We start from the raw sequence: 25,805 nt of genomic DNA, 5'->3' as shown, positions 1-25,805 counted from the left end.
ATAATTGCCAGCTATTTATATAGTAGTAAGATAATTTTAACCTCTAGCTATACGCCCTGGTTCATCTTCAAGAACTCTCCATCTCCAATATAATTCGGTTCTCACCCAAACAACATCATCTTCCGTGTGTTTTTTAAATTCTTCTAACAATTTTCGATTGAGAACCTGATTGCCTTCGCTATTCTCAATTAGATATTGTTCAAAGCTATTTTTTACTAAATAATCAACAACATCATCTTGGTACAAACAGGCTTCTCTTTCTAGCTTAGAAAGCATCCACGAAATTATATTATTTATTGACACTTTCCAAAGACTCCTCAGGAAATCGCCCTTTTTCCAATTTTTTTCCAGCAAACCATTGACAGGTGTAATACCCATTGAATTCTCTTGGTGCATCAATAGTTAAACCCGTGGAGCTTTTTTCGACAGCTTGTACGGTCATATCAGGTCCTCCTGATTTTAATTTGACAATATCACCGACATTAAAAAGATTTTTCTGTTTTCTAGTCATCTTATATCTCCATATGTACTGTTTAAATAATGCTCTATGTAAATTAGGGATCTCTGTAACACCCGAACTTTGGTTCGAAATCCCGCAATTTTTATTTACCCCAAGATAGTGTTTTATCAAATACATCTGTGCTGTAGGTGCTACATTTTAGAGTTACTCCTTCAGCTTTTATAACACTCCCTTTAGAATAGGGTTTACCATCGTAGATACAATATTTTGTATCGTCTGATTTTTCTGTTGGAAGTGATTTGAGAACTTTTCTTTCAAAAGAAGGTTGTTGGCAAGCAACTAATAGCAAAGTTGTAGCAGAAACAATTAATAATTTTTTCATATTTACCTCACGCTTTTTCAAATTTCTTAACATTTTTTTTAATTAGTACATCAACATCGACATTTTTAGAGTTTGCCGGTGTAATCTTACTTAGGATATTTCTGTTATCTTGTGTTTGTCTTAACCCATTTTTTCTAAGGTGGTAATTTTGTTCATGTTCTTGACTTTGATTATGGAATTTATGATCTGATTTAGGCATAACTTACCTCCTAGTTTAATAAAACTTTATGCAAAATGTTGCATAGTCCATTTGGGCTTTTGCCCGAGTGGACTCTCTTTAATAGTCCACTCTTGTGTCAAAATGACACAAATCAGTTTATTAATTAATCAATCTTTAAATGATTGCTACAGTCTTGAGTGAATAATTATTTCTTTATTTTTAATAATTATGTACTTTTGGTTTTATCCTTACCTGAATTTTCAGCATTATGAAGTAAATCCTGTTTTGCTTCTTGAAGGTAGTTATCCAATAGATGATTAACTATATCACTCATTTTAGTTAGTTTTCCGCTCTTATGACTGATTTCAATAGCTAACATTTCTAACTTATTCCTTCTCATTTCATTAACTCGAACAGATGTATCTTTTCTCATTATTTCTATCTCAAAATCTGGTTTGTAATTGATGTCCTATTATACTTTTTTTGTCTCAAAGTATGTAAATATGCTTGTATGCGGTATGCAAAAGTTGTATATTTTATTTAATGTATGTACACATGCGGTATAGAGGCATAAGTGATCGACTTCTTGAAGCTATCAATTCCATTCAAAACAGAGCATATCCTCGTTTGCAAAGACGGGGAAACCTCTTTTTTGAAAGAAACCCTGATAGAGATAGCCAAGAGAACAGGTCTTAAACTACGGGCAGGCAATGTCACCTTTGAGATTGACGGTGATCTTGATGTTGCCGAACTGTCCCACCCTTATGAAGCCATTCCTAGTCATTTTGGTTCGTTAGCAATGAAAGTCTTCAACGGCAGCGATAGAATGAAAAACCCGCCTTATATTGAGCTGAAAGCCAGTCCCGCAAAATTACTTCAAGGGCATAATGTCTTTGGTTCAACCAATCTTGATGTTTGTTGTTTTGTGATGCTGAAAACCTTTTGTGAAGCCTTGCCAGAACTCTACGAAATGACTGACACTGAAAATACGATGATAGATTGGATTGATGTCACCTATTCAGCTCATATTCCGTCTGAAATGATGCAAAAGCAGGTGATTAGCTTTTTGCAAAATGTGAGAGCAAAGCAAACCAAGAAAACGCGATATAACCGAGAATATGAGACAACAGCAGAATGGAACAGTCGTTCAGAGCATAGAGTCCTTAAAGTCTATTTAAAAGGGGCAGAGTTGCAAAAACGTTTGTCCGAAATCCAATCCGAATTAAAACGTACGCCAAATAAACAAAATCTTCTTAATGTGCTAAACGTGTTAAGCAATCCAAATTTAATTGAATTTTCCAAGCAATGTGTGCGTTTTGAGGCTCGGCTAAAACAACGTTATTTAGATAAATACCGTATTCCACGCAAATTATGCGATTTAATCCAGTATCAAAGACAGTATGAAAAACAGGGAAAAAGCCTGATTAAAGACCTATGGCAAGATGCCTTTAACGATATTATCCAAGCGGTTGGAGAAAGCAAAATGAATGTATATAACCGAGACAATATTCAGAAATTACTGAAAAAACAGTATTACACAGTAACACCTAAGGGCAATATTAGTTATGCGAAGGCAGATAGATTATTTGGTTTTTATAAAAACTTATTAACTTATGGATATTTAGAAACTCAGTCAGAAATGGATAGAAAAACGTTCTGGCGACACGAAAAAGACTTATTAGCTGTCGGGCTAACGAAAGCCCAGTTGCAAAACCTCAAAGCCCACGAACACCATAACATCATTCCGTTAATGAAACTTGTTGAAATTGATTTTAGTTGTCAGCGTCCTGATTGGTATGTTGAACCAACATTAGATTTTGTCCAAATGCAGTTAGCTGCGTAATTTAACTAACCGAGAGGTATAAAAATGAGTAATCAAAACATTGAACAGTATTTATTGAAAGTACAAATTTTTTCAACTTCCAGAATTGATGAACGGTCAGGGGTAAGTGAGAAAACGGGAAAAGATTGGTTTATTCGCACGCAGGAAGCCTATATTGAATTAGGTGGTCAGTTTCCTGTTCAAATTAAAGTGCCCTTGAAAAAGGATCAAGTTCCTTATTCTCCTGGTAATTACTATGTTCATCCAACTTCTTTTAAAGTCAGTGGTTATTTTGATTTAAAAGTAAGTGATATTGTTTTAGTTCCCGCTATTGATAAGTGATGAATGAAGAAATAGAAATTACAACTAAGTTTTGCCACCCTTATATGAGTTTTGGCGGTGATGGTTGTAGTGATGTCGTATTGAAAGTGCCACGGACAGAGGCGGTCAAACTTCAATCTGTGGCACATTCAGGGAATGAAAATCAAGGCTTTTCAGTGGGTGATTTTTTTCATCATACCGATAGCTTTGGTTTTTCATTTGGTCTTGTGCTTATTTTTTATTTAATCGCTAAATCTGTGGGAACATTTTTAGCGCTTTTCAAATAAGCACATAATTTTAACTCAATATAAGGAGTTTCTTATGTCAAATTTAAAAAAATACCTTATTGCTGCTGTAGCTTTGGGATCTTCCGTTGGTGCTTTTGCTGGCAGTGAATCGGCACAAAAAGTACAAATTGATGTTTCCGGTATGCTTAACCAAGTTGATTTTTCAACGGTGATTGCCGGAATTATCGCCGCAGGCGGTGTGTTAATTGGCCCGCGTATTGCCAAAATGGGTATCCGCTTTATTTTGGGACTATTTGGAAAATAACAATAACAAGGGGGGATTTGCGTCCCCTTTTTTCTTTGGGGTGCGTATGTTATGGGATTTTGCTTATTTTCTTTTGGGTATGGTATGCGGTTTAGTCGTGGTGCTTGGCTTAAATGGATAGTAATTTTTAGTTTTATTTTTAACGTTGTTTTATCCTATAAAGCCAACGCTAATCCGTTACTTGCCCGCGTGGTATTAGCTGAAGTGTTTGAAGGGATTATTGCAAGACGAGCTGCTGTTTCTGTGGTTGGGAGAGCTGCCGCAAATGATGCCGCTTATTTAGCGGCAAATGAAGCAGCAATAGGATTACGTGCAGCACAGACTTATCGGGCATTGGGAACGGTTGCGGCAAATGATGCAACATTTGCTGTTGGCGCAACATCAACATTACGCAATGCGAAAGATATTTCATGGGTTGCGTTAGCGTTAACATCAGGTGCAATTACGCTTAAGGATTTGAATGTAGAAAGTAATAGCAAAATCGGGGTTGCTTTTGAGCCTACTGCAGTTCCTTTGGCTGATGGTCGTTATGCGATAAATGTGAATGGTGAAACAAAAGTTGTCAACGCAATGCCGAGTATGAAAGATCCAATTATTTATCAGTATTCAAAAGAAAAGAAACAGATTTCGGAAAACTCACAGGATATTTATAAATCCGATGTCTTAGATAAACATTATAAATATTTCAATACGTTAAGAACGGGGGAGTACGCGCAATCAAATTCTATTGAAAAATTGGCTGAATATATCGCGCAAGAGGAATGGGGAGGAAAAGGAGAAGAAAATTATTCAGAAGTCGATATTGAGGGCAAGAAATACCGTTATCTACGTTCACAAACTACCGTAGAAAATCGTTATTTACGTCATCAAAAAATAGGTAATATGATTTATCCTGAAGTTCGTCAGATATTTACCGAAAAACAATTAAACTATGATTTTGAGCCGATTTTAGAGGGAAATACTGGCTCGCAAATCGTTTATTCTTTTAATCCACCTAAACCTTCGGATTATGAAGTTTCTACGCGTGTAAATAATTTAACCTACATTAGATTTGAAGAAAATCAACATTGGGTAGGCGATTTTCCAACAACTTCATCAGATAAGCAGTTAAATTCAGTCGCAGATTTAGATTTAAATCTTTATACCAAACCCTTAACCGCCAAACAATTAGCGTTATTGTATAACGCCTTATTGATGTCTGCTGCGTCTCAGCCTGGTTATATTGGAGTTCCGTTTAGTGCATCTGATCCGATTACATCGGCAGAAGTACAAGCACAATTAAATAAATTAGGTAAAACAGCAACTTTTGCCGATTTATTTGCTAAAGCAGGTGTAGGAAATCAATTATCCATAGGCACATCAAACCAACCACAACCTATTCCACAACCCACACCGAATCCCGGTACGCGTCCAGGTGAAGAAAAAGATGATAAAGATATTGATGATAAACCCGAATATCCTGAACTTGAGTCACCCACAGCACGACAAATTTTAGAGCCATTTAATCAGTTTTTTCCGCAGCTCAAGAATTTTCATTTAGCCGATCGTGCTGTGCAGTGTCCAACGTGGGAAGGGCATATTGATTATTTAAATATTGATGTTCGATTAGATAAGCATTGCCAATATGTAGAGCAAAATAAAGCCGTGATTACTTCCTTGATGCTGCTTATTTGGGGAATTGTCGCATTAAGAATTTTATTGAGTGCATAAGGAATAACAATGGGTAGCTTAATTTTACGTTTATTTAGTGGTTTTCTTGGGTTTGCTTTTAAAGGTATTGTTGCAAAATTTTTTGTTTTTTTCGCACTTTTCTTTGTTACAACGGAATTTATTCCCGTAGTGATTGAGTTATTTTTGCCAAAAGAGATACCAAATTTAAATGCGTTATTTAGTGGTTTACCTGATTCTATTTGGTATTTTCTATCAATATTGCAAATTCCAACAGGAATAACATTGGTTATTTCGGCAATGTTGGCGCGCTTTATTATTCGTCGTTTACCAATTATTGGTTAGGGATCATTATGGCTATTTCGGCTTATGTGGGATTACCTGGACACGGCAAATCTTATGAAGTGGTAAAGTCTGTCATCATTCCCGCCATTGCTTCGGGGCGTAGGGTAGTTTCAAATATTTACGGATTAAACAAACAATTAATTGAAGAATATTGCCTATCAAAAGATAAAAAATTGTCGCCTGATAACTTAGGTGAATTGGTTATTGTCGATAATGATTTATGCTTAGGTGTTGATTTTTACCCTTACAAGAACGCAATAGATAATAACATTGAAACCTTTTGTAAAGCATGAGATTTAATCATTATTGATGAAGCGTGGCGATTTTTCCCAAAGAAAGAAAAAATCAATGATAACCACTTTTCATTTTTATCAGAACACCGACATTTTACAGATAGTAACGGCATTTCTTGTGATTTTGTTATTTTGAATCAAGATTTAACCAATTTACAAAAAGAGCTTGTAGAGCGAATTGAAACGACATTTAAAATGACAAAGTTGGTTGCTGCTGGATTAAAAAACCGCTATAGAGTTGATGTATTTTCAGGTAATAAATGTTGGAAAACCGCAAAGACGGCAAGTTATCAGGAAAAGTATGACAAGGCTATTTTTCCACTTTATAAAAGCTATGAAACTGATAATGGACGGGAATTAGTTACAGATAAACGGCAAAACGCGCTGAATAAATCCAGTATTAAATATTTTGCTGTGTTTGCCTTACTGATTGTTGGTTTTTCGTTATATAAGCTCATTGGCTTTTTTACGCCACCTGAACAGGACGGGCCAAAAGTAGAGCAGACATTAAACGAAAATAAGGAAATTGAATCGATTCCATTAAATAATCAGCCACAATTTCAAGTCATTCCGCCATTATCAACGCAATGGCGCATAACAGGGGAGTTGCAGAAATCGGGCAAAGCTTTTGTTATTTTGGCAGATAATAAAGGTAATTTACGGCTAGAGCCGCGTTCTAACTTTAATTTCACGGGGAGAATGTTGGAAGGAATTATTGATAATCAACGGGTTAATTATTATTCTGGAGTAAAACAATGAAATTACAACGTAACATTTTATGCTTTTTTTCCTGTTTTTTGTTTGGCGTCGCGCAGGCAAAAAATGTTGATTTTAAGCTTGAAGCCGTACCGTTACCGAAAGCGGTAGGAATGATCTATGATGAAGTTTTAGAAAAGCCTTATATGCTTGATCCAAAATTATCAGCAGATACGCGGTTAATCAGCTTTCATACCACAGAAAATCAAGATTTTAACCAGTTCATTACGCGTTATTTTGAGAATATGAACATTAAAGTTTATGAGAAAAATGGCGTAGTTTATCTTGCGCATATTGAGCCAAAACCGCCCAAAATTATCAAACACAGTTTTGTTTATAATCCTGTTCATCGTGATACAGAATATCTTGCGCAGTTTTTACAAGGAGAGGGGCAAGTCTCGGCAAGTGGTGATAAGCTCGTTTATTATGGAACAGCGGAAGATATTGCAAGAATTAAATCAGTTTTAAAATCGGTTGATACGCCAAGCCGTGAAGTCGTTGTAACGGGTTATGTTTTTGAAGTGCAGGACATTGCCAAAGAAGGAAGCGGAATTAATTTATTGGCAAAATTGCTATCGGGAAAACTGGGTATCAACATTGGTTACAAACAAAACTATGAAAATTTTATTACGGTTAATGCAGGGAATTTGGATGCAATGATTGAGTTATTTCGCACTGATGAACGCTTTCAAGTCGTTAGTAGCCCAACGTTGCGTGTAAAATCAGGTTCAAAGGGAAATTTTTCAGTAGGTTCTGATGTGCCTGTTTTATCAAATGTTACCTATCAGGACGGCAGACCTATTCAATCGATTGAATATCGTTCTTCTGGTGTGATCTTTGATATACAACCAACGATTAAAAGTAATGCGATAGACTTAAAAATCAATCAACAACTTTCTAATTTTGTGAAGACGGATACGGGCGTAAATCAATCGCCAACACTGATTAAACGCGATATTGTTACTGATGTTACGCTTAAAAGTGGTGATATTGTGGTTTTAGGCGGACTGGCTGAAAACAAATTAACGGAGGGTGAAACAGGTTTTTCATTCTTGCCGAAAGGCTTCTTGACGGGAAAATCTAAATCAAACACTAAGACAGACATTGTAATTTTATTGCAAGTTAAAATGATCTAATTGAATTTCACAAAGTAAAAACCACAAAGGGTAAAGGCGTTACACGCCTGCGCTTTGTGGTTTTTACCTTGTTACTTCATCATTAAATTTGAATTAGCAATATTATAGGGGGGTGTCGGGGGAAAATGCCACGCATTTTCTCCTGACGTAAGGCGCAGCGGCTGCAGCGCCGGAAACAGAGATATTTATTTGAAAAAATGAATTCATTGCGCTCGGCATTCTTCAAAAAATCACAGCAATTAATGCGCCTTCTGCAGAACCTTTATAGCCACGTCCTTTAAGCTGATTAGATAATGCGAAACGCACCGTGCGTCTTTACATTTCCCTGACATTCCAATTTAACCATTCAATAAAACGATAAAATGACGCGTTACAACGTGTTATCCAGCCTTATTTTGTCTTGTTTTGCTAGTGCTTGTGACTTGTGCATAACTGTGTGATTTATTTAATCCGTAGTTTCCGCTAACCTGATAACTAATTTCGTATAATGTATATTATGTTAAATTAATTGATTGTGAAGTAACGCTTATAGGATGAATTTCTACTCTTCTTTCAAAGCTTTTTTCAGTCCGCCCGATGGAAGTCAAAAAATAAGATCGCGCTACGTAAAATCTGAGCACTTTATTGCAGGATAACCTCATTACAATTTAAAACTTAGCATTAAGATGTGACGTTGTATTATTAATCAGAACATTAATTCAACATAAATGAGAATAGTTGTTATTGATTTTACTCTTTAAAATTAATAGGTTATAAAAAAAAATCAAAGAAAAAACTTGCAAATTCTCATTTAGATACCTAAAATGAGAATCGCAAATTGAGCTTTATTGCATTTTTATCAATCAAATGGAAAGGAATTAGTTATGCTTAATCAAGCCATCACAAACAAACTCAATGAACAAATCAATTTAGAGTTCTACTCTTCTAATGTTTATCTACAAATGAGCGCATGGTGTTCAAAACACGGTTATGAAGGTGCAGCCGCATTTTTGCTTCGTCACGCTGATGAAGAATTAGAACATATGCAAAAATTGTTCCAATATGTAAGCGAAACCAGTGGTATGCCACTTTTAGGTAAAATTGATGCACCAAAACATGAGTATGCTTCATTAAAAGAGGTGTTTGAAATAACTTTAGAACACGAAAAATTAGTTACATCAAAAATTAATGAATTAGTTGAAGTTACTTTCGCAAACAAGGACTACTCTACTTTTAATTTCTTACAATGGTACGTAGCAGAACAGCACGAAGAAGAAAAATTATTTAGTAGTATTATTGATAAATTTAATCTTGTTGGTGAAGATGGAAAAGCTCTATTCTTTATCGATCGTGATTTAGCAACTTTAGAATAATATAGGAGAAATAAAATGTTATCAGCAAATGTAGTAAAACTATTAAACGATCAAATGAATTTAGAATTTTATTCTTCTAATTTATATCTTCAAATGAGCGCATGGTGTGAACAGCAAGGTTTCGAAGGTGCTGCAAAATTTTTATCTGCACATGCGGCAGAAGAAATGCAACATATGCGTAAGTTATTTACTTATTTAAATGAAACTGGTGCATTAGCAATTATTTCTGCTATTGATGCTCCATCACATGAATATAAATCATTAAAAGATGTGATTGAAATTACCTATGAACATGAAAAATTGATTACTAGTAAAATCAATGAATTAGTAGGTAAAACTTTTGAAGAAAAAGACTACTCTGCATTTAATTTCTTACAATGGTATGTAGCTGAACAGCATGAAGAAGAAAAATTATTCAGTAGTATTTTGGATAAACTTAATCTTCTTGGTGACGATGGTAAAGGTTTATTCTTAGTTGATAAAGACTTAGGTAATCTTGCAGCGGCTTAAATTTACTTTTTTGAAATACCTAGCTTTTAGCTAGGTATTTTTTATTCAAAAAAATTATATTGACTATTTATAAATCAAATAAGATTTTTTATTAAATTTTTTCTTGCTCATAGACTAAATATCCGTATAATTCGATTCATAAATATGGCCTGGGTGGCGAAATTGGTAGACGCAGCGGATTCAAAATCCGCCGGTGAATAACCGTGTCGGTTCGAGTCCGACCCTAGGCACCAAATATAGATCCCTGCTCTTTGAGCAGGGATTTTTATTTTATCAGACTTTATGACTATAATATATATTCCCTCATTAGTTATGAGGGAGTATATGTATCTATTTTAATGATTAAAAATTTAATACTTTATCGGCTTCCATCGTCCAGTCTGCCAGCTCTGCTAACGTGCCTATTTCCACCCCGTCCGCCAACGGCAATTCGGTGATACCACGAGCATTGGTGCAGGTTTTACAAAGTTTAATTGTCGCCCCTTGTGCCGTTAAAATTTCCAACATTTGTTGTAAATGATACCCTTCTGCTGGATTTTGTTTTGCTAAACCGCCAGTTACCGCATCAGACATTAAAAATATTTTTAAATTAGCCGCACTTTTATGCTGCTCTTGCAACTGTAAAGCCAAACGTAATGCACTAAAAAAATGCTCGTCACCATAAGGGGATGAATGGATAATAAATAGAATATTTTGCATACTATTCTCCTTAATTTCCTTGGTATTAATAACCTTGCTGATAAATTCCTTCCAACAATTTCACTGAAAGTAAGGCGAGATTAAAGCGTTGTTCATCTGCCACAGACCAAAATTCTACGCCATTTTCTACCGCACTTATTTGACTTAAATGAAGTTTTACTGATTCTTCCCCATTTTCTTGTTCTCCATTAAGAACAGGCGTAATTAGCGTTTCTTCTAAAGCGATAAGCTCACTATTTTGAGGTTGATAGTCGAAATCATAGTCTGAAAGTGCGGTGACTTTTTGTCCCAATCCATAAAATACAGGCACTTGGATTGCGTGGAATGTAGCACGATCTAATTGAGGAAAGATTCGTTGTAATTGATTCAATAAACTAGGTGCTTGATGTGGATAAACATCAAACGCTAAGCGAGTTTCTCCTTCATCCAATGGAATACCATTTAATAAACGGGCTGTTTGTCCCGCAAGTTTAGCCACGGTTTCTGCATCCGTATAAGAAGCCGGCAATAAAGAAGTGACAAACACTTGATTAAGATTCGTTTCTTGTAAAATCGGGGCAAGCGTTAAAGCAAGTTGGCTTACTTGTGGATCAGGCAAGCTAACAATGTTACGTTGTCTCAGTTCAAATAATTGTGATTCATTTAAAGTTGGAACAACAACTGGCACATCCGAAAGCGTACTGCAAACGCCTAACATATCAATGACAATACAGCCCTGCTCTGCTGCTTGCGCAATATGGGAAACTTGCTCAACTTTTCCTGCAAAAAAGACATAATTAAAATCAGCCCACTCAACTTCATTTGGCGAAAGTTGTTCAACGCCTTTATTGCGAAAACGAATATTTTGTTCTTCTTCAAAAGGTGTTATTTCAACAATAGAAACACTGCTAATTTCAAGCGCACTTTGTTCTAAACGCTCTACAATTTTTTCACTTAATTCAAATTCTGCTGCTATCGCAATATTTAAGGTTGCGTCCATTTTTCTCTCCGCTGTAAAATAATCGGCATTATTTTACACCAAAACCAGGAACGAAATAATGACACCTGCAATTGATTTACTTAAAAAACAAAAAATCCCGTTTATCTTGCACACTTATGATCATGATCCAAACAATCAACATTTTGGTGATGAAGCGGCAGAAAAATTAGGCATTGATCCTAACCGCTCTTTTAAAACCTTACTTGTTGCAGAAAATGGCGATCAGAAAAAACTCGCTTGTTTTGTGCTTGCAACGGCCAATATGCTGAATTTAAAGAAAGCGGCAAAATCTATCGGTGTTAAAAAAGTAGAAATGGCGGATAAAAATGCGGCGCAAAAAAGCACAGGTTATCTTGTAGGGGGAATTAGCCCGCTCGGTCAAAAGAAACGCGTGAAAACCGTGATAAATTCCACCGCACTTGAGTTTGAAACGATTTATGTTTCAGGAGGAAAACGTGGGCTAAGCGTAGAAATTGCGCCACAAGATTTAGCAAAAGTATTAGGTGCAGAATTTACTGATATTGTTGATGAATAGTTAGCGATTTAAAAGGCGGATTCATTCCGCCTTTTGACTAATTCAACTCTTCCAATAATTTACCCAATCCGCTCTGGCGTCTCACTATCTGGCGAATCGCTATTTTCCATATTTTTTCATCGGCAAATACAGTGAGTTCTTTTTTCGCACGAGTGACACCCGTGAAAACTAATTCCCGAGACAATACTGGATTCACTTCTGTTGGAAGCACCATTACAGTGTGTTCAAATTCTGAACCTTGAGATTTATGAATCGTCATCATAAAAGCGGGCTTATGTGCTGGAATTCGGCTTGTCAGCACTTCTCGATTGCCAAACCATACTTTGCCATTTGCCAAGCAAAGTCCAATATCTCCGTTATAAAGGCGAACGTTATGATCGTTTTCAGTAATCATAATTGGCTTGCCAATATACCAATCTTGTTCATTACGGAACCAAAGCAATTTTTCCTCTCGCAACGCTAACGCAATTTCTTTATTGAGGTTTTCAACTCCTAAATTGTTATTACGAAGTGCGGTTAAAAATCTCACAGAATTAAATTGTGCTTGAATAGCCTCGGCATAGGAAATGCCTTGTTCATTTCTAGTGTTAAGATCAATTTTTTGTTTACGTAAATCATCCAACATTTTTAAGAAAGTGCGGTAATTTTCCACCGCACTTTTCACCACTTGATTGACTGCATCGCTTTCATCATTTAAGGCATTAAAGTGCAATTCTTGCGGATAATGTTCAAATAACCCAAGGCTATCGTCTGCTTTGCCTTTTTGAATGAATTCAGCTAACTTGCCAATACCTGAATCTTTATCAAAACGGCGACTTTCTGTTAGATGGCATAAGCAATCACGTATTGGATTTGAACAATCAGAACCTTCGACTTTATAGCCTGTTGTCACTTGTAAATACGCAGCTTGTTCATGACTATAAGGTTGAGTAACAAATTGAGCCAATTCCCCCAATACTGCCCCCGCCTCAACAGAGGCTAATTGCGCCTGATCACCTAATAAAATTAATCGAGTTTCAGGCTTTAACGCATTGATAAGTTTTGCCATCATCGGCAAATCAATCATTGATGTTTCATCAACAACTAATACATCCAACTGCAAAGGGTTATGACTGTTATAGCGTGTGTAATCATTAAAGGCATTCACGCCCAGTAAACTATGCAAAGTGCTGGCTTTTTGTGGAATCGAATTGAAAAGTGAATCGGATAAATTCATTTTTTCTTGCATAAAACCTAACGCATTTTTAATCGACTCTTCCAAACGAGAGGCAGCCTTACCAGTCGGCGCAACTAATTTGATATGTAATTTACAATCAAATAATTCTTGTAAAACGAGCAATAAACGCGTAACTGTGGTAGTTTTTCCTGTTCCTGGGCCGCCTGTAATAATCGAAAATGGACTTTTAATCGCTGTCGCCACTGCCACTTTTTGCCAATCTGTTTTTTCCTGCTTTTTAGGAAAATATTTATCTAATTTTTGACGAATTTCATCATAAGAAAAGGCTAAAGTGCGGTTATTTTTTAAGGTATTTTTTATATATTGTGCGATGCGATATTCATCTTGCCAAGCTCGATAAAAATACAACGCGCCAAATTGAAATGCCATTGGTGCAGTTTGATTGACGGGATCTTGCGTAAATGCCATATGCCCGCACAACGCACATTGCCAATCTTCCACAGGTAAATAACCAATCTTTTCAAGGATTTCTGCTAAATAGTTTTCTTCTGTGGTGCGATAAGCCAAACCAAATAAATTATGTTCTAAATAGCGATCTAATTGGCTGCAAGTATTTCCCTGCGTATAACGCCAACTACAAAGTGCGGCTAATAATATAGCTAAATTTTTGACTGGTTCTGCATAATCCGTATGGCATTGTTTATCAGCTATCAACTTAGCAAAATAATAATCACCTTGAGAAAGAATGCCCTGCTCTTTAAGTTTTTGTAATACGGATAACATTAAAACACCCCGTCTAATTCTGTGATTAATTCAACGCTTGGACGATCATAAAATAAGCCAGATTGTGGCTCACCGTTCATTCCACGTAAGAAAAGATAAAATACCCCACCGAAATCTCGCGCATAATCATAATCAGGCACAACGCTTTGCAAATAACGATGTAATGCCAGTGTATAAATTAAATATTGCCAATCATAGTGACTGTGTAACATTTCTTTTTTCAATGCCTCTTGATTGTAATCAGCAAGGCTTGAACCTAAGAAATTAGATTTATAATCAACAAGATAATATTTCCCATTATGGCGGAAAACTAAGTCAATCGAACCTCTCACCATGCCCTGAATTTGTTCAAATTGAAGTGGCTCGCTTGGCAAATGATGATTAGTTTTCAACGCGCGATTAAACGCTTCAACATCAAAATGTTCCCGAATAGCCAGATAAAATGGCATTTCTTTAATGCAATCTTTATTTGCTAAATCAGCTAATGCTATTCCTATTTCTATTTCATTAGAAAGTGGTGTATGTGAAATCTGTTGTAGCCAATTTTGTAGCGGTTCTGTAAAGGTTTCATCTAACTGTAAGGATTGTCGTAATTTGTCAATTTCTTCTGTATTTGCCAAGTCAGAAAAATAGCAATTTTCAAAATGGCGATGCAATACAGTCCCGACTTGTTTACCTCGTGGCAAATCTAAAATATTTGATTCATTTTCGTTTAAAAGTGCGGTGGACATTTCAATAGCATTTTGGCTATCGTAATCTTTTGCGTCATCAAAAACAGCGTGTTTTTTCCCCGTACTTTCAGCTAAATAATTTTGTCGGCGATGTGCTTGTTCAATTGAAGTAAAACTGGTTATTCGCCAATCTTGCTCAATATTGCCCGTAAATTCTGCGGCTTTAAGCTCATCATTTTTTGTATTGATAGATAAAGCCGGAAAAGCCTCTAGATTTGGCCTAGTGCAGATTTCCACATTATCTTGCATTTTTTCTTTGAAGGTTTGCAACAATGTTTCTGTATCTTTAGGCGCTGATAAGGCTATTTCCTTACCTATTTCACCTTGGCTTAATACATAATGTAAGGCATTCCATTTTTTATCAAATTGCGTAGGCAAAGCGAATGCCATTTGATATTTGGCACGCGTTAAAGCTACATAAAGTAAACGTAACTCTTCTGCAAAAGTTTCTTCATAAAGTGCGTTTAAATTACGATTTTCCATATCCCATAAGGTTTCATCTCGTTCTTTAGAATAATAAACATTCATGTCACCAGCCGTTGGAATTTTGCTTGGTACAGCTAAAAATGGTAGCCAAACTAAATCGTATTCTAAGCCTTTGGATTTATGGATACTCACGATTTTTACCAACTGGCGTTCGCTTTCTAAACGAATTTGAGCCTCTTGACGACCTTCGCCTTGAATTTGCTTTTCAAACCAACTGAGCAATGCCGCTTCAGTTTCGTGTAGCGTGGCAGCTTGTTGTAAAATTTCTGCCAAATGTAGGAAATCCGTTAAATCTCGCTCGCCCGTGGCTTGGCTTAATAATCGCTCTGAAATGCCTTGCTCCAATAAAATTTGATGTAACATTGCCAATATTCCTTGGCGTTGCCAAGTTTGTTGGTATTGAGCAAAGCTATCTGCCCAACGTTGCCAGTCTGCCTCATTTTGCTGAATTTGATGAATATCCGCCGCATTTAAGCCGAAAAGTGCGGTCGCAATAGCATTCAAAATTGGACGTTCAGCAACATTTAAGCAAGCTTTTAAAATTCTGAGTAATTCCACTGCTACATGGCTATCAAAAACACTACTTTGATCTGAAAGATAAACTGAGGCAATACCAAGTTTTTGTAGCTCTTGAATAACATCCTCGGCTTCATAACGATTTTTTACAAGTACAGCAATATTTGCCGCTTGCAATGTTTTACAAGTATCTTCATTTTGAAAAACTGCCTGATTTTCTGCCGCACTTTTCAGCCAATGTTGAATAGAAATAGCACATATTTTTGCCATTTCAGTTTTATTCACTTTGTCACTTTCGGTTAGATAAAAACGATAAGCTGGTTCGGCTTTACCGTTTAAATAAAATCGCAGATGATCATCACGAGAATCAACAGCAGTAAAGTTAATATTTTGATAAATAAATGGCGATTGAGGAAAATCAAACAACGCATTGACGCCATCAACCAGATTCTTCTCTGAACGATAATTTTTAGTGAGTTCAAAGCGAGATTGGGCTTCATCCGATGCTTTTAGATAAGTAAAAATATCTGCGCCACGGAAACGATAAATCGCCTGCTTCGGATCACCAATCATAATAAAACCAGTATTTTTTTCGGGATTATCACGATAAATTTTTGAAAAAATAGCGTATTGTTGTGAATCCGTATCCTGAAATTCATCAATCATCGCGAAAGGATATTGGAAACGAATCATTTCCGCTAATTCATCCCCTTGCGCACCTTGCAAGGCTTCGCAAAGCAAACGCAATAAATCATCAAAGGATTTTTCTTGGTGATTAAGTTTATAGTCTAAAAGTTTTTGTTGTAGAGCTTGTCGATAATGATAAAGAATAACTCGACGAAGTAAATCTGGAGACATTAAAGCATTTGCACGCTCTTCTAATTCAGTAAAAATCGGGGCAATAAAGGGAGATGCGCCCTCCTCACCTTTTTCATCTAAAGCTGATTGAGTGAAATACGACATCAAGGTTTCATTCAGTACATAATCACGGGGATCATTTGCCCAGGCGTTTACTTGATCAATCCATTTCGCTAAACGTGATGTATTATAACTTCGACGGCTTAAGGATTTAGGCTCGCCTTTTGCATAATCTTTATTCAATTCTTCTGTGATTAATTCAGAAATTTTACCCGCACTTTCTAACCAAAAGCGTTTTAGTGCCTTGATATCTTTAAAATACTCACCAAGATATTGGTGTAAAAATTCTGTGATAGAAATAGATAATGCCTGTTGGTTCTCCAAATCAACAATTAAATTTTTGCCTAAATCAGATTCTAATAGGGATAACACGTAATCTGGTGAACCTAGTTCATTCGCAATAAAATCAGCCATTTCAAAAGGCAATGGATAAAAATGTTCTCGCCAAAATTCATTAGCAAAACGAACTAACAAATCAGATTGATCTTTTATTAATTCTAAATTGAAGTGAATGCCAGAATGGAAAGCATATTGCATCAACATACGGCGACAAAAGCCATGAATGGTATAAATCGCCGCCAAATCCATATTTTGCTCGGCTAATTTCAAGCGATGAATTGCCTCAAAAATATCTAAATCATGATAAAGTGCGGTAAGAAATTCATCATTTTTAAATGCGGATTTATCTTTGGTTTCTGCAAAGGCTGTGAGTTTATCAATCGCATCTGTTATACGCTCACGAATTTTTTTCTTGAGTTCTTCTGTTGCCATTTCCGTAAAGGTTACCACCAGAATTTCTTCCACATTTAACGGACGAGAAAAGTTATTTTCTCCAGCCTTTAATAAAAGTCGGAGATATAAAGAACCGATAGTGTAGGTTTTCCCCGTACCAGCGGACGCTTCGATTAAGCTAATTTGATTTAAAGGCAACGTGATAGGATTAAGTGGGATTGTTTCGGCCATAGATTTTAATAGATGAGAACTAATGGCATTATTTTACAAAATTTAAAGTCACAAATGCAAAAAAGGACGCTTTTCAGCGTCCTAATTCTTCTTTATCTAAACTTTAAAAATTAAAGTGCAGATTTTGCTTTTTCAACTAATGCAGCGAACGCTACTTTGTCGAATACAGCGATATCAGCAAGAATCTTACGGTCGATTTCAACAGATGCTTTTTTCAAGCCGTTGATAAATTTGCTGTAAGATAAACCATTTTGACGCGCTGCAGCGTTGATACGTGCAATCCATAATTGACGGAATTGACGTTTACGTTGACGACGGTCACGATATGCGTATTGACCAGCTTTGATCACCGCTTGGAAAGCAACGCGATACACGCGTGAACGTGCACCATAATAACCTTTAGCAGCCTTAAGAACTTTCTTATGGCGTGCTCTTGCAATAACACCACGTTTTACACGAGCCATTATTTAATCTCCTATGTAATATTTTTCTAAAATGAACTAATCGTACGTTTTGCTTAAATAACGGCTTATGCGTATGGTAAGCAAGCTACTACTAAAACTTGGTCTGCTTTCGCAACCATTGATTTATGACGTAAATGACGTTTACGTTTAGTTGTTTTTTTAGTCAAAATATGACGTAAGTGAGATTGTTTACGCTTGAAACCACCAGAAGCAGTTTTTTTGAAGCGCTTCGCTGCGCCGCGTACTGTTTTGATTTTAGGCATTGTTAAAATAACTCCGCATTTTTCGTTTAAAACAACATAATCAGGCGAACTTAAAAAGTTACTTGGAAGCACTGATCATTTCCATCATAAGGCAAATTAAATTGCCTTTTCAAAAGCAGTTAGGCTGCGTAGTGTGCCCAACATGCAGTTGTCTTTTCATTTAAGTCAAACTTAAACAAAAAGATTTGCTGAGAAATCTCAGCAAAATTCTTATTTTTTCTTAGGTGCTAACACCATTACAGCCTGACGGCCTTCTAATTTACCTGGTGCAGATTCAACAACAGAAATTTCAGCTAAATCATTTTTTACGCGCTCCAACACATCAAAACCGATGTCTTGGTGAGCCATTTCACGACCGCGGAAACGCACGGTAATTTTCGCTTTGTCACCTTCTTCTAAGAAACGGATTAAGCTACGTAATTTAACTTGATAGTCACCTTCGTCTGTGCCTGGACGGAATTTAATTTCCTTAACTTGCACAACTTTTTGTTTTTTCTTTTGTTCTTTAGCGGTTTTACTTTTCTCGTAAAGGAATTTACCGTAGTTCATAATGCGACAAACCGGCGGCTCTGCATTTGGGCTAATTTCAACAAGATCAAGCTCTACTTGCTCTGCCATTTCTAGGGCTTGTTGAATAGAAACAATCCCTGCTTGTTCACCATCTTGGTCAATTAAACGAACTTCTTTTACACGAATCTCTTCATTGATACGGTTTGGGCGATTTACTGCCGGCGCTTTTTTTACGGTTTTAATAATCGTATTCCTTCTATTGGTTAATCGTAAAAATCTTTTCGCTAAAAATAAAAGATTTCAAATTTGTTGCCCGTAAGGAACGAGCAAAATCCCGCGAATTCTATAGTATTCACACCACTTATGCAACAAAATTTAGCCTTTAAGCGAAATTTCTACGCTTAAACTTTCGCCAAATTCAAGCAAATGATGAATGCGTGCAGTTTCTAAGCACAACATTGTTTGATAGCCAATTTCACTCATTCCACTCATTTTTTTGTGCCAAGGATTCCAAAGGACAAATTGGCTTGCATTATGATGATACAGTGCAATTGTGCGATTAAAACTTTTATCTAGAATTTGATTCCGCATGTTTTCTGCGGAATAAATGCAATCAACATGTTCAGAAATGTGACGCGGTGACGGAACATTTTCTTGTTGTTGGTTTAAGCTATTAAAACAAGTTTCAGGTAAACCTTGTACTTCCACTTGATTAATATCCCCAATATTGAAATAGGTATGCAATGCTGCTTGTGCAGGTTCTTCGCCATAATGTGTAAAGGTTAAATGACATTTGTCTGTGAACACCATTACAATTTTAGCTTCGATAAGATTTAAATCAGAAAACAACTCAAATTCTAACCGCACTTTATGCGCTGAAATATCGTAATGACTCAACTGCCATAAGCGAATACGAGCTGTGCCGTGTGCAGGTTGTTTTACACCACCAAACCAAGGATAACAAATCGGGACACCACCACGAATAGCATTGCCATTTTCGAATGGTTCTACTTCACTTAACCATAATACATCTTGCTTCGCATTTTGCGGTTTCCAACTGATAAGCTGTGCGCCTTGCAAGGAAATTTTTGCCGTTCCAACAGCATGTTTTAAGTGAAGAACAGGGATATCATTATATTGAACTAAATTTAGCTCTGACGTTAATGTTTTAAGAAAAGTAATCTTCATATTTATTCCCTATATGAGATGAAAAAACCGCACTAAAGTGCGGTCTCTTTTTTCAAAGTTTTTTATTCTTCATTAAGTAATTTTAATTCACGATTTCTTACTTGATTTTTCAAGATTTCCGCAAATTCTTCCACTGTAAATGTACCTAAATCAGCACCTTTACGGGTACGTACGGCCACTTTGCCTTCTGAGATTTCTTTATCACCACAAACAAGCATATAAGGCACGCGACGTAAAGTATGTTCACGAATTTTGAAACCCACTTTTTCGTTACGTAAATCAGTTTTCACACGTAAACCTACATCAGAAAGCTGTTTTGCGACTTTTTGTACGTAGTCGGCTTGGCTATCGGTGATATTCATTACAACTGCTTGGGTTGGCGCTAACCATGCAGGGAAGAAACCTGCATATTCTTCGGTAATGATACCAATAAAGCGCTCAATAGAACCTAAAATTGCACGGTGAATCATGACAGGGGTTTTACGGCTATTATCTTCTGCCACATAAGTTGCATCTAAACGACCAGGTAATGCGAAGTCTAATTGCACGGTACCACATTGCCATTCACGGCCAATGCTATCACGTAATGCAAATTCAATTTTCGGACCATAGAATGCACCTTCACCTTCTTGAATTTCATATTCAAGACCGTTATGCGCTAACGCTGCAGCAAGACCTGCTTCTGCACGATCCCACATTTCATCTGAACCGATACGATTTTCAGGGCGAGTAGAAAGTTTTACTGCGATATTAGTGAAACCAAAAGTGCTATAAATGTCGTACACCATTTTGATACAGCTAGTTACTTCGCTCTCAATTTGATCTTCAGTACAGAAAATATGCGCATCATCTTGGGTAAAGCCACGAACACGCATTAAACCGTGTAAAGAACCTGATGGTTCATTACGATGGCAAGAACCAAATTCCGCCATACGGATTGGTAAATCACGGTAAGATTTTAAACCTTGATTAAAAATTTGAACGTGTCCTGGACAGTTCATCGGTTTAATTGCATATTCACGGTTTTCAGATTGAGTGGTAAACATTAAATCTGCGTAATTTTGCCAGTGACCTGTTTTTTCCCACAATACGCGATCCATCATAAACGGACCTTTCACTTCTTGGTAATCGTATTGTTTTAATTTAGTACGCACAAACGTTTCAAGCTCACGGAAAATTGTCCAGCCATCATTGTGCCAGAACACCATACCCGGCGCTTCTTCTTGCATATGATATAAATCTAATGCTTTACCAATTTTACGGTGATCGCGTTTTGCTGCTTCTTCTAAGCGTGTTAAGTATTCAGCAAGTTGTTTTTTATCCGCCCAAGCTGTACCATAGATACGTTGTAACATTTTATTTTTACTGTCACCACGCCAGTACGCACCTGCAACTTTTTGTAATTTGAAATGCTGACAGAAACGCATATTTGGCACGTGTGGGCCACGGCACATATCAATATATTCTAAATGATGATATAACGCAGGCGTTGCAGTACGTTCAATGTTTTCATCTAAAATTGCCATTTTGTATGGCTCGCCGCGTTTTTCAAAGGTATCACGCGCTTCTTGCCAAGTAACACGTTTTTTCACGACGTCATAATTGGTTTTTGCCAATTCCAACATACGTTTTTCGATTGCATCTAAATCTTCTTGCGTTAAAGAGCGGTCTAAATCAATGTCATAGTAGAAACCGTTTTCAATAGTTGGACCGATTGCCATTTTTACATCTGGGAATAATTGTTTAATGGCATGACCAAACAAGTGTGCACATGAATGGCGAATAATTTCTAAACCATCTTCATCTTTAGCGGTAATGATTTCAAGCGTTGCATCTTGGTCGATAATATCGCATGCATCACGACGCTCACCATTTACACGGCCTGCGATAGTAGCTTTAGCAAGACCTGCACCAATATCTTGTGCGACTTCAAGAACAGAAACAGGATGATCGAATTGACGTTGGGAACCGTCAGGTAAAGTAATAATTGGCATTGTTTTTTCCTTATACAGTGGTCACCCATACGAAAGGTGACGTGTTCGTTTAAAATTCTATAAAAATTAACCGCACTTTTGCCCTACTTGGCTTCATTCCTACCATTGAACGAGCGAAATTAGGCAAAAAATGAGTGGCAAATTCTATCACTTTCTTAAGACATTGTTAAATAAATGCCCATATTTTACAAAAAGGAAATAATGTTTTTCTGGCTAGGGACTTTATATCCTAAAAATAAAGGATAGAATAACCGCACTTTTAAATACACAGTTAAGGAATAAAAATGAGCAACGTATTAGTATTAAAATCTAGCATTTCAGGAAATAACGCCCAGACCAATCAATTAGCCGATTATGTTATCGAAAAATTACAAGGTAATCACATTGTGGTACGCGATCTAGCCCAACAACCACTTCCATATTTTGATGCCACAGCAGCAACGGCTGTACGCGGTGAACCTAAAAATAATGAAGAAAAACAACTTCTTGCACTTTCCGATGAATTAGTCTCCGAATTAAAAAATGCAGAGACTCTGGTTATTGGTGCTCCAATGTATAATCTTGGTATCCCAACACAATTAAAGACTTATTTTGATTTTATCGCACGCCCACGCGTCACTTTCCAATATACGGCAAATGGGCCAGAAGGGTTATTAAAAGGTAAAAAAGCGATTGTGTTATGTGCATTTGGTGGGTTGTATGATGAAGAAAATTTGGTGACCCAGTATATGAAAGCTATTTTGGGCTTTATTGGTATCACCGATGTAAAATTTGTCTATGCAAAAGGCATCGGACTAGGCGCTGAAGCCATTGAAAAAGCACAAGTATCAGCAAAAGCAAAAATTAATGAAATTATTACCGCTCTTTAAGCCTTCATTTTATTTCATCTGAAACTTATAAAATGACTACACTAGATAGATTCAAATACTTCTAGTGTAGTTTTTTTATAGAAAATAAAATTCCTACATTTTCTTCATAAATTTATATATTTTTTTGTACTAGTGTAGTAGTATAAAAATATTCTACATAAGAAAGGAGAAAATGATGTCTAAAATTGCCCTTATTACTGGTGCTACTGCAGGATTTGGTACTGCAATTTGTAGAGCGCTTATTCAAGCTGGATATTTTGTAATTGGTACTGGCCGTCGTACTGAACGTTTAACTTCACTAAAAGCTGAATTGGGTGAAAAATTTCTTCCTCTTGCTTTCGATATATCTGATCGACTAGCGACTCAAGAAGCAATTACATCTTTACCTACACAATGGAAAAATATTGATTTACTCGTTAATAACGCAGGATTGGCTCTTGGCTTAGAATCTGCCGATAAAGCGAATCTTGATGATTGGGAACAAATGATTGATACCAATATTAAAGGATTGGTAAATATTACTCGATTTGTTTTGCCTCAAATGGTTGTACGAAATACGGGCCATATTATAAATATTGGTTCAATAGCAGGCAATTATGCTTACCCGGGTGGTAATGTATATGGTGGTACGAAAGCTTTTGTGAAGCAATTTAGTTTAAATCTAAGGGCCGATCTCGCGGGTAAAAATATTCGTGTAACAAACTTAGAGCCAGGCCTTTGTGGTGGAACAGAATTTTCTAATGTGCGCTTTAAAGGTGATGATAAACGAGCAGAAAAAGTTTATGAAAATGTGCAATACGTTACACCACAAGATATTGCAAATATGGTTTTATGGCTCAATCAACAACCAGAACACGTTAATATTAATCGCATTGAAGTGATGCCAACTGCTCAAACTTTTGCACCGCTTAATGTGGCAAGAAATTCAAATTAAAACAATAAGGAAACACAATGTCAGAAACTCTTTTAAACCCCTATTTTGGCGAGTTTGGGGGGATGTACGTACCAGAAATACTCGTGCCAGTGCTTAAACAGCTTGAGAAAGCATTTGTAGAAGCGAAAGACGATCCTGAATTCCAATGTGAATTTCAAGATTTACTCAAAAATTATGCGGGAAGACCGACCGCACTCACCCTTTGTCGTAACCTAACAAAAGGTACTAAAGCGAAAATCTATCTTAAACGTGAAGATTTATTACACGGTGGTGCCCATAAAACTAACCAAGTATTAGGGCAAATTTTATTAGCTAAACGTATGGGTAAAACACGTATTATAGCCGAAACAGGTGCGGGTCAACATGGTGTTGCTACTGCCCTAGCTTGTGCTATGTTAAATATGCCATGCCGTATTTATATGGGCGCAAAAGATGTTGAGCGTCAATCGCCGAATGTATTTCGTATGCGTTTAATGGGCGCGGAAGTGATTCCTGTACAAAAAGGCTCTTGCTCTTTAAAAGACGCTTGTTGCGAAGCTATGCGTGATTGGTCAGCAAACTATGAAACCACCCATTATTTACTTGGAACGGCGGCAGGCCCTCATCCCTTCCCAACGATTGTGAGAGAATTTCAAAAAATGATTGGAATTGAGACGAAACGTCAAATTCTCGAACGAGAAGGTCGTTTACCTGATGCAGTAATTGCTGCTGTTGGCGGTGGTTCGAATGCAATTGGCATGTTTACTGATTTTATTGATGAAGCAAATGTGCATTTGATTGGCGTTGAACCTGCGGGTAAAGGCATTGAAAGCGGTGAACATGGCGCACCATTAGGTCATGCAAAAGTGGGTATTTATTTCGGGATGAAATCCCCTTTAATGCAAACTGAAGATGGTCAAGTAGAGGAATCCTACTCTGTTTCAGCCGGGTTAGACTTCCCTTCTGTTGGTCCTCAACATGCTTATTTACAAAGTATTGGACGAGCAGAATATCCAAGTATTACCGATGATGAAGCATTGAATGCTTTCCAAGAGTTAGCTAAACATGAGGGTATTATTCCTGCATTAGAAAGCTCACACGCCCTTGCTCAAGCATTAAAAATGATTCATCAAGAACCTAACAAAGAACAAATTTTAGTCGTGAATCTATCTGGCCGTGGTGATAAAGATATTTTCACCGTAGATAAAATTTTGACAGAAAAAGGAATGAAATAATGAGCCGTTTTGAAACTCAATTTGCTGCGCTTAAAGCAAAAAATGAAGGGGCATTTGTTCCTTTCGTCACCTTATGTGACCCTACTTTTGACCGCTCTTTTGACATTATTTGTACGCTTGTGGATAACGGTGCAGATGCTTTAGAGCTTGGCTTCCCTTTTTCTGATCCACTACTCGATGGCCCCGTGATCCAAGCTGCGAATAATCGTGCTTTAACTGCAGGCCATAGTACTGAAGATAGCTTTAAGTTATTAGAAAAAGTGCGGTCAAAATATCCAGAGATTCCGATTAGCTTGTTACTTTGTGCCAATTTAATTTTTGCCAAAGGACTAGATACTTTTTATCAACGTTGTGCAGAAGTCGGTGTTGATGCTGTGCTTGTGGCAGATATTCCGTTACTCGCAAAAGAAGATTATGTACAAGCAGCCAAAAAACACGGCATTCAACCGGTATTTATTTGCCCGCCAAATGCGGATGAGAAAACGATCCAAGGTGTAGCACAAAATAGCGAAGGATATACCTATTTAGTCTCACGCGCAGGCGTAACCAGTGCTGAAAATCAAGCTCATGCAGCAAATTTAGATACCCTTGTAGAACAGCTTAAGGCACATAATGCTCCGCCAATTTTACAAGGCTTCGGTATTGCTCAACCAGAGCAAGTTAAAGAAACATTGACTTTGGGGGCAGCGGGTGCGATTTCAGGTTCTGCAACGGTGAAAATCATTGAGCGGAATCTGGATAATCACGAGCAATGTTTAGCTGAATTAGCTGAATTTGTTCAAGCGATGAAAGCAGCAACAAAATAACTTATAAAATACAAAAAAA

At 36.8% G+C, this 25,805-nt stretch carries 28 protein-coding genes, 1 tRNA gene and 1 pseudogene; 16 read left to right on the top strand and 14 right to left on the bottom strand.

The genetic code is table 11. From position 1 onward, the window contains the following. Positions 1-36 precede the first annotated feature (36 nt). The 5 genes from KP712_RS02770 to KP712_RS02750 form a co-directional block, all read right to left on the bottom strand. Positions 37-303 carry a hypothetical protein gene (locus KP712_RS02770; protein ID WP_308163007.1) on the bottom strand — a complete coding sequence of 89 codons (267 nt, stop codon included), beginning with the start codon at positions 301-303 and terminating at the stop codon, positions 37-39. After that, positions 290-511 (bottom strand): YodC family protein, encoded by a 222-nt coding sequence (locus KP712_RS02765; RefSeq protein WP_252346399.1) that lies wholly within the window; start codon positions 509-511, stop codon positions 290-292. Before KP712_RS02765 ends, KP712_RS02770 begins: the two co-directional genes overlap by 14 nt. 91 nt (positions 512-602) lie before the next feature. Continuing rightward, on the bottom strand, positions 603-842 hold the full coding sequence (locus KP712_RS02760) for a DUF1496 domain-containing protein (RefSeq protein WP_215770528.1): 240 nt from the start codon (positions 840-842) through the stop codon (positions 603-605). A 7-nt stretch (positions 843-849) separates the two neighbouring features. After that, complete coding sequence (locus tag KP712_RS02755) at positions 850-1,041, bottom strand: hypothetical protein (RefSeq protein WP_215770527.1); 192 nt, start codon at positions 1,039-1,041, stop codon at positions 850-852. A 187-nt stretch (positions 1,042-1,228) separates the two neighbouring features. After that, a complete protein-coding gene (locus KP712_RS02750) occupies positions 1,229-1,381 on the bottom strand; it encodes a hypothetical protein (RefSeq protein WP_005697569.1) in 153 nt (50 codons plus the stop codon). A 195-nt stretch (positions 1,382-1,576) separates the two neighbouring features. Between KP712_RS02750 and KP712_RS02745 the strand changes: the two genes are divergently transcribed. The 11 genes and pseudogenes from KP712_RS02745 to KP712_RS02695 all read left to right on the top strand — a co-directional run bounded on the left by KP712_RS02745 (position 1,577) and on the right by KP712_RS02695 (position 9,990). Continuing rightward, positions 1,577-2,845, top strand: a complete 1,269-nt coding sequence (locus tag KP712_RS02745; protein ID WP_215770526.1) for a phage/plasmid replication protein, II/X family — start codon at positions 1,577-1,579, stop codon at positions 2,843-2,845. Positions 2,846-2,869: 24 nt separating this feature from the next. After that, a complete protein-coding gene (locus KP712_RS02740) occupies positions 2,870-3,166 on the top strand; it encodes a single-stranded DNA-binding protein (RefSeq protein ID WP_005697568.1) in 297 nt (98 codons plus the stop codon). Continuing rightward, a complete protein-coding gene (locus KP712_RS02735) occupies positions 3,166-3,432 on the top strand; it encodes a hypothetical protein (protein WP_005697574.1) in 267 nt (88 codons plus the stop codon). The genes KP712_RS02740 and KP712_RS02735 overlap by 1 nt, the downstream gene beginning before the upstream one ends. 34 nt (positions 3,433-3,466) lie before the next feature. After that, positions 3,467-3,697, top strand: coding sequence for a hypothetical protein (locus KP712_RS02730; RefSeq protein ID WP_105882792.1), 231 nt, complete (start codon positions 3,467-3,469; stop codon positions 3,695-3,697). 51 nt (positions 3,698-3,748) lie between these two features. After that, complete coding sequence (locus KP712_RS02725; protein ID WP_215770525.1) at positions 3,749-5,407, top strand: hypothetical protein; 1,659 nt, start codon at positions 3,749-3,751, stop codon at positions 5,405-5,407. 9 nt (positions 5,408-5,416) lie between these two features. Continuing rightward, the gene (locus KP712_RS02720; protein WP_105882790.1) at positions 5,417-5,710 is read left to right on the top strand and encodes a DUF2523 family protein; all 294 of its coding nucleotides are present in this window, start codon (positions 5,417-5,419) and stop codon (positions 5,708-5,710) included. Between the two features lie 8 nt (positions 5,711-5,718). Continuing rightward, positions 5,719-6,762, top strand: a pseudogene (locus KP712_RS02715) (zonular occludens toxin family protein). Continuing rightward, on the top strand, positions 6,759-7,895 hold the full coding sequence (locus KP712_RS02710) for a type II secretion system protein GspD (protein ID WP_105882788.1): 1,137 nt from the start codon (positions 6,759-6,761) through the stop codon (positions 7,893-7,895). Before KP712_RS02715 ends, KP712_RS02710 begins: the two are co-directional and overlap by 4 nt. Positions 7,896-8,758: 863 nt before the next feature. Beyond that, on the top strand, positions 8,759-9,247 hold the full coding sequence (gene ftnA / locus KP712_RS02705) for a non-heme ferritin (protein ID WP_048953195.1): 489 nt from the start codon (positions 8,759-8,761) through the stop codon (positions 9,245-9,247). Positions 9,248-9,262: 15 nt separating this feature from the next. Continuing rightward, the gene (gene ftnA, locus KP712_RS02700; RefSeq protein ID WP_048953196.1) at positions 9,263-9,757 is read left to right on the top strand and encodes a non-heme ferritin; all 495 of its coding nucleotides are present in this window, start codon (positions 9,263-9,265) and stop codon (positions 9,755-9,757) included. A gap of 147 nt (positions 9,758-9,904) precedes the next feature. Continuing rightward, positions 9,905-9,990: transfer RNA gene (locus tag KP712_RS02695), tRNA-Leu, on the top strand. Positions 9,991-10,099: 109 nt separating this feature from the next. On the opposite strand, the gene KP712_RS02690 is transcribed toward KP712_RS02695, so the two are convergent. Together KP712_RS02690 and KP712_RS02685 are read right to left on the bottom strand one after the other, a co-directional pair. Continuing rightward, a complete protein-coding gene (locus tag KP712_RS02690; RefSeq protein WP_118795721.1) occupies positions 10,100-10,456 on the bottom strand; it encodes a DsrE/DsrF/TusD sulfur relay family protein in 357 nt (118 codons plus the stop codon). 25 nt (positions 10,457-10,481) lie between these two features. Further along, positions 10,482-11,435 carry an oxidoreductase gene (locus KP712_RS02685; protein ID WP_140524494.1) on the bottom strand — a complete coding sequence of 318 codons (954 nt, stop codon included), beginning with the start codon at positions 11,433-11,435 and terminating at the stop codon, positions 10,482-10,484. 58 nt (positions 11,436-11,493) lie between these two features. On the opposite strand from KP712_RS02685, the gene ybaK reads away from it, so the two are divergent. After that, positions 11,494-11,970 carry a Cys-tRNA(Pro) deacylase gene (gene ybaK / locus KP712_RS02680; protein WP_140524491.1) on the top strand — a complete coding sequence of 159 codons (477 nt, stop codon included), beginning with the start codon at positions 11,494-11,496 and terminating at the stop codon, positions 11,968-11,970. A 37-nt stretch (positions 11,971-12,007) separates the two neighbouring features. Here the strand turns inward: ybaK and recD are convergent, their stop codons facing one another. The 7 genes from recD to thrS all read right to left on the bottom strand — a co-directional run bounded on the left by recD (position 12,008) and on the right by thrS (position 21,963). Then, complete coding sequence (gene recD, locus KP712_RS02675; RefSeq protein ID WP_215770524.1) at positions 12,008-13,930, bottom strand: exodeoxyribonuclease V subunit alpha; 1,923 nt, start codon at positions 13,928-13,930, stop codon at positions 12,008-12,010. After that, complete coding sequence (gene recB, locus KP712_RS02670) at positions 13,930-17,544, bottom strand: exodeoxyribonuclease V subunit beta (RefSeq protein ID WP_215770523.1); 3,615 nt, start codon at positions 17,542-17,544, stop codon at positions 13,930-13,932. Before recB ends, recD begins: the two co-directional genes overlap by 1 nt. A 110-nt stretch (positions 17,545-17,654) precedes the next feature. Next, entirely contained in the window at positions 17,655-18,008 is a 354-nt protein-coding gene (rplT, locus tag KP712_RS02665) for a 50S ribosomal protein L20 (RefSeq protein ID WP_005596075.1), read from the bottom strand. A gap of 65 nt (positions 18,009-18,073) precedes the next feature. Then, the gene (gene rpmI / locus KP712_RS02660; RefSeq protein ID WP_005596065.1) at positions 18,074-18,271 is read right to left on the bottom strand and encodes a 50S ribosomal protein L35; all 198 of its coding nucleotides are present in this window, start codon (positions 18,269-18,271) and stop codon (positions 18,074-18,076) included. Between the two features lie 210 nt (positions 18,272-18,481). Beyond that, on the bottom strand, positions 18,482-19,024 hold the full coding sequence (gene infC / locus KP712_RS02655; protein WP_080351543.1) for a translation initiation factor IF-3: 543 nt from the start codon (positions 19,022-19,024) through the stop codon (positions 18,482-18,484). Between the two features lie 132 nt (positions 19,025-19,156). Then, on the bottom strand, positions 19,157-19,969 hold the full coding sequence (locus tag KP712_RS02650; protein ID WP_048953202.1) for a D-hexose-6-phosphate mutarotase: 813 nt from the start codon (positions 19,967-19,969) through the stop codon (positions 19,157-19,159). Between the two features lie 62 nt (positions 19,970-20,031). Continuing rightward, entirely contained in the window at positions 20,032-21,963 is a 1,932-nt protein-coding gene (gene thrS, locus KP712_RS02645; protein WP_048953203.1) for a threonine--tRNA ligase, read from the bottom strand. A gap of 284 nt (positions 21,964-22,247) precedes the next feature. On the opposite strand from thrS, the gene KP712_RS02640 reads away from it, so the two are divergent. The 4 genes from KP712_RS02640 (at position 22,248) to trpA (ending at position 25,786) form a co-directional block, all read left to right on the top strand. Next, a complete protein-coding gene (locus KP712_RS02640) occupies positions 22,248-22,832 on the top strand; it encodes an FMN-dependent NADH-azoreductase (RefSeq protein ID WP_048953204.1) in 585 nt (194 codons plus the stop codon). Positions 22,833-23,007: 175 nt separating this feature from the next. Beyond that, positions 23,008-23,766 carry an SDR family oxidoreductase gene (locus tag KP712_RS02635; protein ID WP_080351544.1) on the top strand — a complete coding sequence of 253 codons (759 nt, stop codon included), beginning with the start codon at positions 23,008-23,010 and terminating at the stop codon, positions 23,764-23,766. A 17-nt stretch (positions 23,767-23,783) separates the two neighbouring features. Further along, positions 23,784-24,980 carry a tryptophan synthase subunit beta gene (gene trpB, locus KP712_RS02630; protein ID WP_048953206.1) on the top strand — a complete coding sequence of 399 codons (1,197 nt, stop codon included), beginning with the start codon at positions 23,784-23,786 and terminating at the stop codon, positions 24,978-24,980. Next, positions 24,980-25,786, top strand: a complete 807-nt coding sequence (gene trpA / locus KP712_RS02625) for a tryptophan synthase subunit alpha (protein ID WP_048953207.1) — start codon at positions 24,980-24,982, stop codon at positions 25,784-25,786. Before trpB ends, trpA begins: the two co-directional genes overlap by 1 nt. The last annotated feature ends 19 nt before the right edge of the window (positions 25,787-25,805 follow it).

Source organism: Haemophilus sp. SZY H68 (genome assembly GCF_018829685.1).
Taxonomy (GTDB): domain Bacteria; phylum Pseudomonadota; class Gammaproteobacteria; order Enterobacterales; family Pasteurellaceae; genus Haemophilus; species Haemophilus haemolyticus_K.
Note: the sequence above shows the minus strand (reverse complement) of the source record. Positions and strands in the feature narration are given on the sequence as shown.